14 protein-coding genes and 1 riboswitch are annotated in these 13,258 nt (G+C 68.6%); of the genes, 6 read left to right on the top strand and 8 right to left on the bottom strand.

Annotated elements, in window-relative coordinates:
- The first annotated feature begins 31 nt into the window (after positions 1-31).
- Together ACIA8X_RS21100 and ACIA8X_RS21095 are read left to right on the top strand one after the other, a co-directional pair.
- The gene (locus ACIA8X_RS21100; RefSeq protein WP_393450427.1) at positions 32-1,153 is read left to right on the top strand and encodes an LOG family protein; all 1,122 of its coding nucleotides are present in this window, start codon (positions 32-34) and stop codon (positions 1,151-1,153) included.
- 126 nt (positions 1,154-1,279) lie between these two features.
- The gene (locus ACIA8X_RS21095; RefSeq protein ID WP_393451102.1) at positions 1,280-1,996 is read left to right on the top strand and encodes an LAETG motif-containing sortase-dependent surface protein; all 717 of its coding nucleotides are present in this window, start codon (positions 1,280-1,282) and stop codon (positions 1,994-1,996) included.
- A 67-nt stretch (positions 1,997-2,063) separates the two neighbouring features.
- On the opposite strand, the gene ACIA8X_RS21090 is transcribed toward ACIA8X_RS21095, so the two are convergent.
- From ACIA8X_RS21090 to ACIA8X_RS21065, 6 genes are all read right to left on the bottom strand, one after another.
- Positions 2,064-2,897 (bottom strand): maleylpyruvate isomerase family mycothiol-dependent enzyme, encoded by an 834-nt coding sequence (locus tag ACIA8X_RS21090; RefSeq protein WP_393450430.1) that lies wholly within the window; start codon positions 2,895-2,897, stop codon positions 2,064-2,066.
- Between the two features lie 25 nt (positions 2,898-2,922).
- Positions 2,923-3,945, bottom strand: a complete 1,023-nt coding sequence (locus tag ACIA8X_RS21085) for an ABC transporter ATP-binding protein (RefSeq protein ID WP_399458855.1) — start codon at positions 3,943-3,945, stop codon at positions 2,923-2,925.
- Positions 3,946-5,628, bottom strand: coding sequence for an ABC transporter permease (locus tag ACIA8X_RS21080; protein WP_393450436.1), 1,683 nt, complete (start codon positions 5,626-5,628; stop codon positions 3,946-3,948). It lies immediately after the preceding gene.
- Positions 5,604-6,686 (bottom strand): thiamine ABC transporter substrate binding subunit, encoded by a 1,083-nt coding sequence (locus tag ACIA8X_RS21075; protein ID WP_393450440.1) that lies wholly within the window; start codon positions 6,684-6,686, stop codon positions 5,604-5,606. Before ACIA8X_RS21075 ends, ACIA8X_RS21080 begins: the two co-directional genes overlap by 25 nt.
- A gap of 80 nt (positions 6,687-6,766) precedes the next feature.
- Positions 6,767-6,875, bottom strand: a riboswitch (TPP riboswitch).
- Positions 6,876-6,906: 31 nt separating this feature from the next.
- Positions 6,907-8,013, bottom strand: a complete 1,107-nt coding sequence (gene rlmN / locus ACIA8X_RS21070) for a 23S rRNA (adenine(2503)-C(2))-methyltransferase RlmN (RefSeq protein WP_393450443.1) — start codon at positions 8,011-8,013, stop codon at positions 6,907-6,909.
- 211 nt (positions 8,014-8,224) lie between these two features.
- Positions 8,225-9,511: a pentapeptide repeat-containing protein gene (locus ACIA8X_RS21065; protein WP_393450446.1), complete on the bottom strand. Its 1,287-nt coding sequence runs from the start codon at positions 9,509-9,511 to the stop codon at positions 8,225-8,227.
- 111 nt (positions 9,512-9,622) lie between these two features.
- Between ACIA8X_RS21065 and ACIA8X_RS21060 the strand changes: the two genes are divergently transcribed.
- The gene (locus tag ACIA8X_RS21060) at positions 9,623-10,084 is read left to right on the top strand and encodes a GntR family transcriptional regulator (protein WP_393450449.1); all 462 of its coding nucleotides are present in this window, start codon (positions 9,623-9,625) and stop codon (positions 10,082-10,084) included.
- A gap of 2 nt (positions 10,085-10,086) precedes the next feature.
- Entirely contained in the window at positions 10,087-10,659 is a 573-nt protein-coding gene (locus ACIA8X_RS21055; protein WP_393450452.1) for an HD domain-containing protein, read from the top strand.
- On the opposite strand, the gene ACIA8X_RS21050 is transcribed toward ACIA8X_RS21055, so the two are convergent.
- Positions 10,647-11,120 (bottom strand): NUDIX hydrolase, encoded by a 474-nt coding sequence (locus ACIA8X_RS21050; RefSeq protein WP_393450455.1) that lies wholly within the window; start codon positions 11,118-11,120, stop codon positions 10,647-10,649. The two genes, ACIA8X_RS21055 and ACIA8X_RS21050, sit on opposite strands and share 13 nt — an antisense overlap.
- Before the next feature lie 2 nt (positions 11,121-11,122).
- On the bottom strand, positions 11,123-11,881 hold the full coding sequence (locus ACIA8X_RS21045) for a helix-turn-helix domain-containing protein (RefSeq protein ID WP_393450458.1): 759 nt from the start codon (positions 11,879-11,881) through the stop codon (positions 11,123-11,125).
- A gap of 680 nt (positions 11,882-12,561) precedes the next feature.
- Between ACIA8X_RS21045 and ACIA8X_RS21040 the strand changes: the two genes are divergently transcribed.
- Positions 12,562-12,792 (top strand): hypothetical protein, encoded by a 231-nt coding sequence (locus ACIA8X_RS21040; RefSeq protein WP_393450461.1) that lies wholly within the window; start codon positions 12,562-12,564, stop codon positions 12,790-12,792.
- A complete protein-coding gene (locus tag ACIA8X_RS21035) occupies positions 12,789-13,235 on the top strand; it encodes a transcriptional regulator (protein ID WP_393450464.1) in 447 nt (148 codons plus the stop codon). Before ACIA8X_RS21040 ends, ACIA8X_RS21035 begins: the two co-directional genes overlap by 4 nt.
- The last annotated feature ends 23 nt before the right edge of the window (positions 13,236-13,258 follow it).

Genomic DNA, 13,258 nt, shown 5'->3' with positions numbered 1-13,258 from the left:
CGCTCCCTCGGACGGTGCCTAGCATGGGCGCGTGCAGACGATGCCCGCCCATGCGGCCCACCACAACGACCGTGAGATCGAGACGCTTGAGGAGTTCGACGCGACCGTCTCGGCGCGCGGCAGCCTCGCCGGATTCCGGGTCCAGGCCGTCGATCTGACGGACCGTACGCGCGAACTGCTCACCGCGGACACGGCGGGCGCCGTCTTCCTCGGCTGCCCGATGCGCGAGGAAGCCGCCGCGAAGATCGGCAAGGACGGCGCCCTGGTCTTCCCGCCCGTCCCGGGTCTGCCCTTCGACCCGTACCGCGGCCTTGTCTACTCCCCCGACGAGCTCTTCGCGTCCCTGGCGGACGGTTACGAGGCCACGCCCGACGCCCGCGCGTACGCGTGGTTCCAGCAGACCAAGGCGGACGGCGACATATACGCCTCCATGCTCCGCGCGGTCCACGACGACTCCGTCTCCGACGCCCTCGACGAACTCCTCACCGGCGCCCGGGTGATCGGCGTCATGGGCGGCCACGCGATGCGCCGCGGCACGGAGGCGTACGAGGGTGCCGCGCGGCTCGGCCGGGAGCTGGCCCGCGCCGGTTTCACGGTCGCCACCGGCGGCGGCCCGGGCGCGATGGAGGCGGCGAACCTCGGCGCGTACGCCGCCCCGTACGACGACGAGATGCTCGCCGACACCCTCCAACTCCTGGCGAAGACGCCGGGGTTCACGCCCTCCATCACCGACTGGGCGGCCGCGGCCTTCGAGGTGCGCGCCCGCTGGCCCAAGGGCGGCCGTTCCGTGGGCATCCCGACCTGGTTCTACGGCCACGAGCCGCCGAACCCCTTCGCCTCCCACATCGCCAAGTACTTCGCCAACGCCACCCGCGAGGACGGCCTCCTGGCCCGCTCGAACGCGGGCGTCGTCTTCCTGCCGGGCGCCGCCGGCACCGTACAGGAGATCTTCGACAACGCGACGCCGAACTACTACGAGTCACGCGGTGAGCCGACCCCGATGGTCCTGGTCGACCGCACGCACTGGACGGAGAGGCTGCCGACCTGGCCGCTGCTCCAGTCGCTCGCGCGGGACCGCTCGATGGAGTCCCGTATCGCCCTGGTTGACCGGATCGAGGAGGTACCGGAGGCGTTGAAACGTCTCGCTGGTTAATAAGCGGGCAAAGCCAACGGCTGTGGGCTGCATACACGTTGACACTGCTTATGTCACGCTTATAAACCTGTGAGACTCCTGGGGACGGTGATGACACATCACCAACCTCTTCAACCCCCCTCTGTGATGCAACTCGTAAGGACAAACGTGTCCATAAACCGCCGTACTGTCGCACGTTCCGTGCGTGCTCTGGGTGTCGCCTCCGCCTCGGCGGCGCTCGCACTCGGCTTCGCGGGCAACGCGCTCGCGTGCAACATCAGTGAATTCTCCGCCGAAGCCAAGTGCGACGGCAACAAGGGCGTCATCACGGTCACCGACGTGGACCCCAGCGGGATCCCGGCGACCATCAGCGTGTACCTGCAGAACAACGGCGCCGACCTGAAGAAGATCGGCGAGCAGGAGGTCAAGGGCTCGCGCGAGGGTGTCACCATCACCTTCACCGAGAACTGGAAGCCGGACGCGGAATACCGCGTCCACGTCAAGGCCGCCGGCTACGTCGACGAGGACATCAAGCCGAACCTGACGACGCCGTCCACCGCCTGCAAGAAGGAAGAGGAGGAGCCGCCGGCTCCGTCCGACACCCCGACCCCGTCGGACTCCCCCTCGACCCCGGCCGAGGAGACCGACACCCCGACCCCGACTCCGTCGGAGAGCGAGAGCACCGCCCCCGCGGACACGGAGAGCAACGCCCCGTCCCCGGCGACCGATGACTCCAACCTCGCCGAGACCGGCGCGAACTCCAACACCGGCCTGATCGCCGGCATCGCGATCGGTCTGGTCGCGCTCGGCGGAGGCGCGGTCTTCTTCGGCATGCGCCGCCGCGGCGCGAGCAGCGACCGCTGACGCAGCCGTACGCCCGCATGGCCCGTCCCCGGTTCCGGGGGCGGGCCTTCGCCTTCCCCGGCCGGCGTCAGCCGAAGGTGGCCCGCTCCAGCCAGAACTCCAGCAGCTCCCGCTCGCCGAGCACCTCCAACTCCGGGCCGTCCAGCGGCAGTCGACGGTAGAAGGCGAGCAGTACGGCGGTGAGGGGGCCGCGCAGGGCGACCGTCGCCTTCTCGTGGCCGCGACGCCAGGCGATGGCGTCACCGGTGAGGTCGATGAACCTCCCCCACCCTTCGGGCGGGGGGACCCCCATCTCGCTTCGCTCGGCGTTCACCTCCGGCGTGTTGTCGGTGGCGTGCAGATGGATGCTCCCCGAGCGCCGCAGCTCCCTCGACGGGTCGTCCGGCAGTGTCCGCTGCGCCCACTCGACGATCTCCAGCCACTCGTCGATCGCGTCGGCGGCGATGTCCGGCGCCACGTCGTAGGGCAGTTTGGCGGCGAGCGTCGCGTCCGCCCGGTGGATGGTGATCTCGTGGGTCATACGGCGGGCCCAGAACCCCGCGTTGAGCACCCCGGCCCAGCCCCACACCTTGGCGTCCGGCCCGGCCTCCCGCAGCGCGCCGACGAGCATCTCGCCGGTCTGAGCGAGCCAGGCGTCCAGGGCGGCGGGGTCGCCCTCGCCCTCGGGGCCCTCGGCCCCCGGCACCCGCTCCTCCGGGATCTCCTCCTGCGCCCGCGTCCGCACCATCAGCTCCACCCAGCGCAGGGCGCCGCCCGTGTGCCGTACGAGCTGTTCCAGCGTCCAGTCCGGGCAGGTCGGCACGGTGGCCGACAGGTCGGCACCGGAGGTCACCACGGCCCTCAACAGGCCGACCTGGTGGGCGATTTCGTCGCAGTAGCGATCATGTGCGAGCAGCGTCATGGCTCGCACCCTATGGGCCGGGCGATCAGCCGAGCACGACAATTTCCGCCGCGTCGAACTCCACCCCGACCGTGTCCCCGACCTCCGGCGCGTCCCTCAGCGCACACGCCGCCTCCAGGCGCGGCGCGTCCTCCGGCTGGAGGCGCACGGCGACATGCGTGCCCTTGAACGTCCGCGCCACGACCGTGCAGCGCAGCCCGGCGTCGGGGGCCACCAGCCGCACGCCGGCCGGCCGGACGAGGAGCGTCCGGGTTCCCTGCACGGCGCCCTCGCCCACCGGCAGCTTGCCCCAGGGCGTATCGGCGGCCTCCCCGGCGACCGTGCCCTCGACCACGTTGTCGAACCCGAGGAAGCGCGCCACGAACTCGTCCACGGGCCGCTGCCACACGTCCAGCGGCGTTCCGGTCTGGGCGATCCGCCCGTCCCGCATCACCACGACCCGGTCGGCGAGCGCGAACGCCTCGCCCTGGTCGTGCGTCACGGCCAGCACGGTGGTGCCCAACCGCCCGAACAGTTCCCGGAGTTCGACTACGAGCCGCTCCCTCAGTGAACGGTCGAGCTGGCCCAGCGGCTCGTCCAGCATCAGCAGCCGCGGCCGGGGCGCGAGCGCGCGGGCCAGCGCCACCCGCTGCTGCTCCCCGCCGGAGAGCGAGGCGACGGCACGGCGGGCGGCGCCCGGCAGTCCGACGAGGTCGAGCAACTCCCGTACCCGCTCGCTCTGTTCGCCCTTCGAGGCGCCGTGCATCCGCGCCCCGAAGGCCACGTTGCCGCCGACGTCGCGCTGCGGGAACAGCTGATGGTCCTGGAACATCAGGCCGACGCCCCGCTTGTGCGCGGGCACCCCTGCCTGGTCCCGTCCGTCGAGCGACACCGTCCCCGCATCGAGGGGTTGCAGCCCGGCCACCGCCCGCAGCAGCGTCGACTTGCCGCTGCCGCTCGGCCCGAGCACGCACACGATCTCGCGCTCGGCGACATCGAGGTCGACGCCGTCGAGCACGGCGCGGCCACCGAACCTTACGGTCGCACCGCCGAGGCTCAGCAAACTCATCTAGAACTCCCCCGTCCGATCCGTACGAAGCCGCTCCAGCACCAGCAGCGCCACCGCGCACACCACCATCAGTACCGTCGAAAGGGCCATCGCCTGGCCGTAGTTGAGCTCGCCGGCCCGCCCCAGCAACCGGGCCACGGCGACCGGCAGCGTCGGATTGTCGGGCCGCGCGATGAACACCGTCGCCCCGAACTCCCCGAGCGACACCGCGAAGGCGAACCCGGCCGCGATCAGCAGAGCCCGCCGCACCATCGGCAGATCCACCTCACGCCAGACCCGCCAGGGCGAGGCCCCCAGCACCGAGGCCGCCTCGCGCAGCCGCCGGTCCACGGCCCGCAGCACGGGCAGCATGGTCCGTACGACGAAGGGCACCCCGACCAGCGCCTGGGCCAGCGGCACCAGGATCCAGGTGCTGCGCAGGTCCAGCGGCGGCTCGTCCAGGGCGATCAGGAACCCGAAGCCGACGGTCACCGCGGACACCCCGAGCGGCAGCATCAGCAGCGCGTCGAAGCCCCGTACGAACCGGCCCGCGTCACGTCGGGTCAGCGCCGCCGCGGCCAGACCGCCGATCAGCACGGCGATGAGGGTGGCGACGACGGCGTACTGCAGCGAATTGCCGATCGCCTCGATCGGCGCGACGAGGAAGACGCCGCCGTCTGCGCTGGTCAGCGCCCGGTAGTAGCCGAAGTCGGGGGCGTCGAGCGACCGCTGCACCAGCACGGCCAGCGGCAGCAGCAGGAGTACGACGATGACGGCCAGGACACCGGCCAGCAGCGCCCACTGACCCGCACCGCGCGGCCGCCTCGCGGTCACCGACGCGTCCACCAGGCGCAGGGCGCTCTCCCGGCGCCGTACCGTCCAGGCGTGCACGGCGAGGATGCCGGCCACCGCCAGGAACTGGATGATCGTCAGGACGGCGGCCGTGGACAGGTCGAAGATCTCGGACGTCTGCCGGTAGATCTCCACTTCGAGGGTCGAGAAGGTCGGGCCGCCGAGGATCTGCACCACACCGAAGGAGGTGAAGGTGAACAGGAAGACCATGAGCGCGGCGGCGGCCACGGCAGGCGCGAGGGCAGGGAGGGTGACCTGCCGCCAGGCCTTCAGCGGCGACGCCCCCAGCATCCGCGCGGCCTCCTCCTGCCGCGGGTCGAGCTGGGACCACAGCCCACCGACCGTCCGCACGACGACGGCGTAGTTGAAGAAGACGTGCGCGAGCAGGATGGCCCACACGGTGGTGTCGAGGCGTACGCCCCACAGCTCGTCGAGGAGTCCGCCCCGGCCGACGAGCGCGAGGAACGCCGTACCGACGACGACGGTCGGCAGCACGAACGGGACGGTCACCACGGCCCGCAGGATCTGCTTGCCGGGGAAATCGAAGCGGGCGAAGACATAGGCGCCCGGCAGCGCGATCAGCAGGGTCAGCGCGGTGGAGGCGAGCGCCTGCCAGGTGGTGAACCACAGGACGTGCCGGATGTCGGACTGCCCCAGCACGTCCGCGATACGCCCGAACTGCCATACCCCGTCGACCTTCAGACCGCGCGCGACGATCGCGGCGACGGGGTAGGCGAAGAAGACCGCGAAGAACGCGACGGGCACGGCGACGAGGCCGAGCCGCGCCGCTCCGCCCTTGAAAGCCTTCCGACGGCCCTCGCTCGGGGCTACTTCAGTACGAGCGAGGTCCACGACTTGACCCAGTCGTCACGGTTGGCGGCGATCTTCGCCGGGTCCATGGTCTCGGGGTCCTTGGCCTGCGGACCGTACTTCACGAACTCCTCGGGCACCTGCGCATCCTCGCGCACCGGGTAGACGAACATGTTGAGCGGCATGTCGTCCTGGAACGTCTTGGTGAGCAGGAAGTCGAGGAGCGCCTTGCCGCCCTCGGTGTTCTCGGCGTCGGCGAGCAGCCCGGCGTACTCGACCTGCCGGAAGCACGTACCGGTCGCGACACCCGTCGGCGCGGTGGTCGGCTTCGGATCGGCGTAGATCACCTCGGCGGGCGGCGAGGAGGCGTACGACACGACGAGCGGCCGGTCGGCCTTGGCCTTCTTACCGCCGGCCGAGCCGGAGAACTCCTCGTTGTAGGCCTGCTCCCAGCCGTCGACGACCTTGACGCCGTTGGCCTTCAGCTTCTTCCAGTAGTCCTGCCATCCGTCGTCGCCGTACTGGGCGGCGGTGCCGAGCAGGAAGCCGAGCCCGGGCGAGGAGGTGGAGGCGTTCTCGGTGACGAGGAGGTCCTTGTAGGCAGGCTTGATCAGATCGTCGAACGAGTTGGGCGGGGTCAGCTTGTGCTCGCTGAAGTACGCCTTGTCGTAGTTGACGCAGATGTCGCCGGTGTCGACGGGAGTGACCCGGTGCTTGTCCTGGTCGACCCGGTACTCGGGCAGGATCAGGTCGGAGCCCTTGGGCTCGTACGACTGGAACAGTCCGTTGTCGAGCGCCCGCGAGAGCAGGGTGTTGTCGACGCCGAAGAAGACATCGCCCTGCGGGTTGTCCTTGGTGAGGATGGCCTTGTTGACGGCCTGCCCGGCGTCGCCGTCCTCCAGGACCTTGACCTGGTAGCCGGACTGCTTCTCGAACGCGGCGAGGACGTTCTTCGAGACGGCGAACGAGTCGTGACTGACGAGCGTCACGGTCTTGGACCCGCCGGCGGAGCCCTCGTCGCCGGACGACGATCCACACGCGGACAGCGTGACAAGGCCGAGCCCGGCGGCCACGGCCGCCCACTTCTTGGTGGTGCTCACTGAATTCCTCCTGGGGTTGACCAGGAAGAGACGCGGCCCCGCCCAGGAGTCCCTTTCGGCTCCTGGGCAGGGCGCAACAGCTTGAGTGATGACCGAACTTCCTACCCAGAATGACCTGGGCGAGGTTCAGAGGGTCTGCGGGCCTGATTGCCGCACTCTCAGCGCTGTGGCGCTCCCCTGTCGGAATATGCAGATGTACGTACGGGTGTACGCGCCCAGATTACCGCTCGGTGGCCGCGAGCTGACCGCAGGCCCCGTCGATCTCCTGACCACGGGTGTCCCGGATCGTCACCGGCACACCGTGCGCGGCGATGGCCTCGACGAACGCTTTCTCGTCCTCGGGCCGGGAGGCGGTCCACTTCGACCCGGGAGTCGGGTTCAGCGGAATGAGATTGACGTGCACGGGCTTGCCCTTGAGCAGCCGCCCGAGCCGGTCACCACGCCAGGCCTGGTCGTTGATGTCCCGGATGAGCGCGTACTCGATGGACAGCCGACGGCCCGACTTCTCGACGTACTCGAATCCGGCCTCGAGGACTTCCCGCACCTTCCACCGCGTGTTGACGGGCACGAGGGTGTCACGCAGCTCGTCGTCGGGGGCGTGCAGAGAGATGGCGAGCCGGCACTTGAAGCCCTCGTCGGCGAACCGGTGGATGGCCGGGACGAGGCCGACGGTCGAGACGGTGATCCCGCGCTGGGACAGCCCGAGCCCGTCCGGCTCCGGATCGGTGAGCCGCCGAATGGAGCCCACGACCCGGTTGTAGTTGGCGAGCGGCTCACCCATGCCCATGAAGACGATGTTGGACAGCCGAGCGGGCCCACCGGGCACGTCCCCATCCCTCAGCGCCCGCATCCCGTCCACGATCTGGTGGACGATCTCGGCGGTCGACAGATTCCGGTCGAGCCCCGCCTGCCCGGTCGCACAGAACGGGCAGTTCATCCCGCACCCCGCCTGCGAGCTGATGCACATGGTCACCCGGTCCGGATACCGCATCAGCACCGACTCGACGAGCGTCCCGTCGAACAGCCGCCACAGCGTCTTGCGCGTGTCGCCCTGGTCGGTCGACAGATGCCGTACGACGGTCATGAGCTCCGGGAAGAGCTCCTCCCGCAGCTTGGCACGCGACCCGGCAGGGATGTCGGTCCACTGCTCCGGGTCGTGCGTATACCGCGCGAAGTAGTGCTGCGAGAGCTGCTTGGCACGAAACGGCTTCTCGCCGATCGCGGCGACGACGTCCTTACGCTCACCAGGCGTGAGATCGGCAAGGTGCCGCGGCGGCTTCTTGGCTCCGCGGGGGGCGACGAATGTGAGTTCTCCGGGCTTAGGCATGGCCGTACCAGTGTCGCAGATCGAATCGGGTGACCTGCGGCCGTCGACTTCGGGGGTGGTCGTTGACGGTCGTTGTTGGTCGTCGCTGATCGCCCTCGGACGGCCCACAGACGGCCCGGCTGTCTTGGGCTTCTTTGAAGGTCATCACAGGTCAACACGCTCGTGCTTCCCCCTGGGCGGCCGCCCAGAGCGATCATTTTCGGAGAGCGCCTCATGGTCCGGCTGGCTGTTGCTCGGGAGGGAGGATCGTCTCCTCATCAGTTTGCGCTTCAATCAGTCGCTCAGTGAGAACTCGAACGTGCGATAGGTCGGCCCCGCGCAGGTCTGCCCGAGTGAGCGTTGCTCCCGACAGGTCCGCCCGGCTGAGCATCGCCTCGGACAGGTCGGCTTCGATCAGGTTCGCGTCAGACAAGTTGGCCCCGCTGAGCATGGCCCTATGCAGCTTTGCCCAGGTGAGTTCCGCCCCGGACAGGTTGGCGTCAGATAGGTTGGCACCTTCAAGCATCGCCCCGGACAGATTGGCCCCGCTCAGGTTCGCGTCGGCCGCGTTGACCTCATTGATCGACGCGTCGGACAGGTCGACTTCGTTGAGCTTTGCCCCAAAGAGGTCGGCTCCACTGAGCTTCGCTCTGTGCAGGTCTGCCCGGGTGAGCGTTGCCTCGGGCAGGTACGCCCTGACGAGATCCGCCTCGCGCAGGTTGGCCCTTGCAAGCGTCGCCCCGACAAGGTTGGCCCCTGCGAGCGTCGCCCCGGACAGGTTGGCCTCCGTGAGGTCTGCTTGGTTGAGTGTTGCGCCGGCGAGATGGAGGTCATGCAGGTCGAGGACTTCTCGAGGGTCGACGTGGGTGCGCGATTCCGCTCGAGTGAGGGCCGTAAGGGCTACCTGCACGTCCGCCGCCAATTCGTGCGGCAGCGTCGACGTAGGTCTGTTCTCTTCGCCGAGGAGTTCCTGGGCGGCGGCCGCCATTGGGGCACGGTCGCGAATGAAGTGACCCAGGACACGGGCGGCGTCGGTAGCGGCCTGCTCGGGTGCGTCCCGGACGATCTGTTCAAGGCCGAGGATGCCGCCGATGCGTACGTATTGCTGATCCGAGCCGAGCCGCTCCAAGGCTTTGGTGAAGCGTTCCGTGATCTGGCCCCGCCGGGTGAGACGGTAAGTGCGGGCCGTATAGAGCAGGGCGATACCGGCACCGAGGGCAGCCACGACCGCTACCACTGCGGTGCGCAGGCCCGTGACCAAGGCGGCCGATCCATCGGCCAGACCCTTGCGGTCGAGGTACATCGCGTCGATCACATAGGGCCCTCGCCACACCAGCCATGGCAGACCGGCGAGCAAGGCCAGCGCCCCGACCGCGATGAGCGCGGCTGTGCCCCATCGGCTAACCCATGCTCTCTGCCGGACCTTAGCCCGGCGCCGTTCAAGGGGCATCAGCCGCCGTGCGACCCGGCGGCGCGCCCGCACGGAGCGAATTCGATGGATCAGGCGCGGAGTCTTCATGCCCGATACATGCCTGTACCGGGGTACGCGGTTGCACGCTCTTGCCTTCCGTGCGTAGTCAGCGTGGGAGGCTTAACCCTGACGAAGGCTAGGCGGAGAGAGGGAGAGTGAGTGTCACAGCAGGCGAGCCCTCGGGGAACCTTCCTGAAGATCGCGGATGCGGTTCGAGTCAAGATCGAGTCGGACCCCGAGATGACGGAGCTACCGTCGGCCGCAGAGCTCATGCGTGATCACGGAATCTCGCGGGGCGTCGCGCTTCGGACATTCGGTGCTCTCCAGGAGCAGGGCATCGCAGAGCCGGTGCCCGGTGGCCGGTGGAGGGTGATCAGGTCGGACCGGCGAGCGGACCGCCGCCCCCTGGCAGATCGGATCGCTGAAGTGATCACGACTGACGGGCTTGAGGTCGGAGCGCTGTTCCCCAGCGCTTCCGCACTGGCCGTGCGGTTCGACAGCTCGCGGCCCACAGTGAGCAAGGCCCTGGACAAGCTGGAAGCCGCCGGACTGCTTTCTGCGAGCCATCAAGGGAAACCACGGACGGTGCTGGCTCTGCCAGACCGAGAGGAGCGTTCCTAACCTTGAGCACCACGGGACTGGCCGAGTGGGCATACCCCCTCGCCGAATCGCTGCTCGCTGACCCACTGCCTCGCAGGTGGAAGCACTCGGTGGGGGTGGCGGAGCGGGCACGGACCATCGCGCCCATCCTCGGTGCCGACGCCGAGCTGCTGGAGGCAGCCGCGGTGCTCCATGACATCGGCTACTCGCCCGATCTCGCCAAGACCGGCTTCCACCCGCTGGACGGGGCCCGGTACCTCCGGGACGTGGCTCACGCCGACGAGCGGGTTGTGCACCTGGTGGCGCACCACTCGTGCGCATGGATGGAAGCGGAGGCGCGAGGACTCCGCGAAGAGCTGGAGAGCGAGTTCCCGCGTGGGAGCGCCGACCTCAATGACGCTCTCTGCTACTGCGACATGAACACCACGCCAGACGGCACGCCCACGAACCCCGTGGACCGAGTGAACGAGATCGCGGGACGCTACGGGCCGGACAGCCTCATCGGCACGTTCATCCGCCGCGCTGAGCCGGAGATCCTGGCCAGCGCGGCGCGCGTACTTGAGCGGATGGCTAGCGCCAAGCGTCAGCCGATGTAAGGCGCAGACCGCGTCCGGTCCATTGCGTGCTCAATCCTGAGCCGCATGGTGGGGTGGATGTCGAGTTCCGACAGGTCCGCTGGGGCGACCCAGCGGACCTGCGTCGTCTCATTGCTCGTACGGACATCCCCACCGATCGGCCGTGCACGGAAGCAGATGCTGAACTGCTGCCGCGCCTCGCCGTCGTCGTAGAGCATCACGTGCCCGGGGTCGGTGTAGATCCCGGACATGTCGATGACCTCGGCCTTGATGCCGGTCTCTTCCCACACCTCACGTACGACGGTGTCACTGATGGACTCGCCGACATCGTGTCCGCCGCCGGGCAGTGCCCACCGGCCGTTGTCGGAGCGCTGGATCATGAGCACTTGCCCGGCGTCGTTCTGGACGAACGCCACGACGGATGGCACGACCGAGTTGGCCGGCGGGGCATCGGGATCGTGAAGGTAGTCGATGCGGCCCATGCTCAAGCTCCCGTGATGTCGCGTTCTGCCACCTGGCGCGCGCCTCCCCAGGTCTGTTCGATGCTATTCGCATAGGTGTCGAAGAGCCCGCCCCCGGGCAGTCGCCGCAGATGCAGGACGGGGGCCATGTACGCGCCGATGCCGTAGACGTGGGTGTTCACCAACATCTCGTCGTCCGCCCGGAAGAGCGAGTTGTAGAGGGTCGCGTCATGCAACCGGAACCCGATCTCGGGATGACTCGCGAAGAGCGGGCGGTAGTTCGTCAGGGCATTGCGGATCTTGCCGTCCATGATCCGATGGCCTTCGTCTATGCCTCGCTGTTGAACGGCTGCACAGTCGGGGTCCCCGAGCAGGATCCGCACTTGGGTGTGCCCTCGAACCTTCTCCTTGAGGAGATCAAGGAACTTGGGATCCTCCGACAGCCATAGCCCCGCGTAGACCAGGACGTCGATGCGCCCCGTCGCGCGGCCGTACATCTCACGCCACAGATCGGGCGGCACCATATGCCGGTGCGGGTAGACCGTGACGATCTCGGCTTTGCTGAGATCCGCGGCGCTCTCAACCGCGCGGGAGTCGTCCCACAGGGTCGTCACGTCGACCTTGAGCAGTGACGCCGTGGCGTACTGGTGGCGCCGGTACGGAACCTTCCCCTGCGTGATCCAGCGTTCGACTGTCTTCGCGTTGATGCCGAGGGCGTCGGCCAATTGCTGCACCGACATGCCCTGAGCCAAGAGGGCTGACCGCAACCGCTCGTTGGACATCTGCACTCCCCGTGGGATGTCTTGGGACCTCTCTGGCGCTCGTGGGACCTCTTGAAGGTAACGAGATCAACCAAAGCTGTCCACGGGTGGGGTAACCAACACCCCTGACCTGCAGCGATTCTGATGGTGCGCCAAGAAGTCCCGGCGCGAAGCCAAGAAGCTCCAGCTCCACACTTGACGAACCCCTATGCAGTACCTGTAAAACAGGTACTGCATCAGCAGAGGGCGGGGACGCTGCAATCCCGCTAAAGGCCAGGCAGAACAGGGTTTCGGCCCGTACTGGCGAGGTGGCCCGGCGACCGCGAGCAACGGCCGGAGAGTGGGGACAAGTTCCCCCTTGCAGTGCATATCCCCTGATCAGCGGCCTGAAGGAGTGGCAGTGAATCGACGAAAGCGATGGGCGCGGCCGTGATCGACCGGCACGGCGGCGCCGCTCCATCCCACCGCCCGTGAGCACCTCGGAGTGCTGCGGGCAACCGGTCACCTTCTACCGAATCGCGGCGGCTAGCGCCGCGCCGGTTGCTCGCCCCGCCCGTCCGGGAGCTCTGCGGAGCGTCTCGTACGGGCGGGGTTGAGGGGAGCCGGAGTTCGCCGGTGTCCACAGTCCGGAGCAGTCGCCGTCTCACCGCACATGCCTGCGGCTGCTCCGGGTTCGTATCCCTCCGTCTGAGGAGCCAGTAGTGAACCAGAACGACCTGAACGACATCGGTCAGCGCATTGCGTCGGCCGCGATGGAGTTCGCCCCTAGCCACCGTCCGACCGCCGGCCAGAAGGCCGACGCGGCCTCGGTCCTGCGGGACATGGTCCAGGCGGCCGAGATCCACGGCGTGACGTTCGCGGACTTCGACGGTGTCGCGCACTTCGCGCGGCTGACCATTCAGCTCGTTCAGTCCCGCGACGAGAACCGGTGACCGCCGTGACCGCTGCCACCTTCCCCGCCGTGTTCATCGCCCACAGCGTGGGTGATCACTGGGTGCAGACCTCCCACCAGTCCGCGCACAAGGGCCGTCCCGGCTGGGTCGGCCGCCTCGCGGACGCCCGGCACGTCGCCACCCTGACGCTCACCAAGGTTGCCATCCTGCTGCCGGTCGCCTGGCTGCTGAACCTCCACCTGTCCCTGCTCGGCATCCTCGCCGGGCTCGGCGTCGACGCGGTCACGCACTGGTGGGCGGATCGCCGCAGCACGCTGGCGTGGCTGGCGAAGGTGACCGGCAAGGCCGAGTTCTACCGGCTCGGGGCCCCGCGCGCCGGCCGGGACGACAACCCGCACATCGGTACCGGCACCTACGCGCTTGACCAGTCATTCCACCACCTGTGGCTGCTGGTCGCCGCGCTCATCGTCGCCACCGTCTGACCCTGCATCACCGCCCCGGCATC

Origin of the sequence: Streptomyces sp. NPDC051738, from assembly GCF_044453205.1 — a bacterium.
Lineage (GTDB): Bacteria > Actinomycetota > Actinomycetes > Streptomycetales > Streptomycetaceae > Streptomyces.
The sequence above is the reverse complement of the archived record's forward strand: the minus strand, read 5'-3'. Positions and strand labels throughout refer to the sequence as shown.

What these genes read in the sequence shown, in the direction of transcription:
- ACIA8X_RS21095 (WP_393451102.1), top strand. Translation starts at nt 1,280, where the DNA reads ATGCAACTCGTAAGGACAAACGTGTCCATAAACCGCCGTACTGTCGCA.
- ACIA8X_RS21090 (WP_393450430.1), bottom strand. Translation starts at nt 2,897, where the DNA reads ATGACGCTGCTCGCACATGATCGCTACTGCGACGAAATCGCCCACCAG.
- ACIA8X_RS21085 (WP_399458855.1), bottom strand. Translation starts at nt 3,945, where the DNA reads ATGAGTTTGCTGAGCCTCGGCGGTGCGACCGTAAGGTTCGGTGGCCGC.
- rlmN (WP_393450443.1), bottom strand. Translation starts at nt 8,013, where the DNA reads ATGCCTAAGCCCGGAGAACTCACATTCGTCGCCCCCCGCGGAGCCAAG.
- ACIA8X_RS21065 (WP_393450446.1), bottom strand. Translation starts at nt 9,511, where the DNA reads ATGAAGACTCCGCGCCTGATCCATCGAATTCGCTCCGTGCGGGCGCGC.
- ACIA8X_RS21050 (WP_393450455.1), bottom strand. Translation starts at nt 11,120, where the DNA reads ATGGGCCGCATCGACTACCTTCACGATCCCGATGCCCCGCCGGCCAAC.
- ACIA8X_RS21045 (WP_393450458.1), bottom strand. Translation starts at nt 11,881, where the DNA reads ATGTCCAACGAGCGGTTGCGGTCAGCCCTCTTGGCTCAGGGCATGTCG.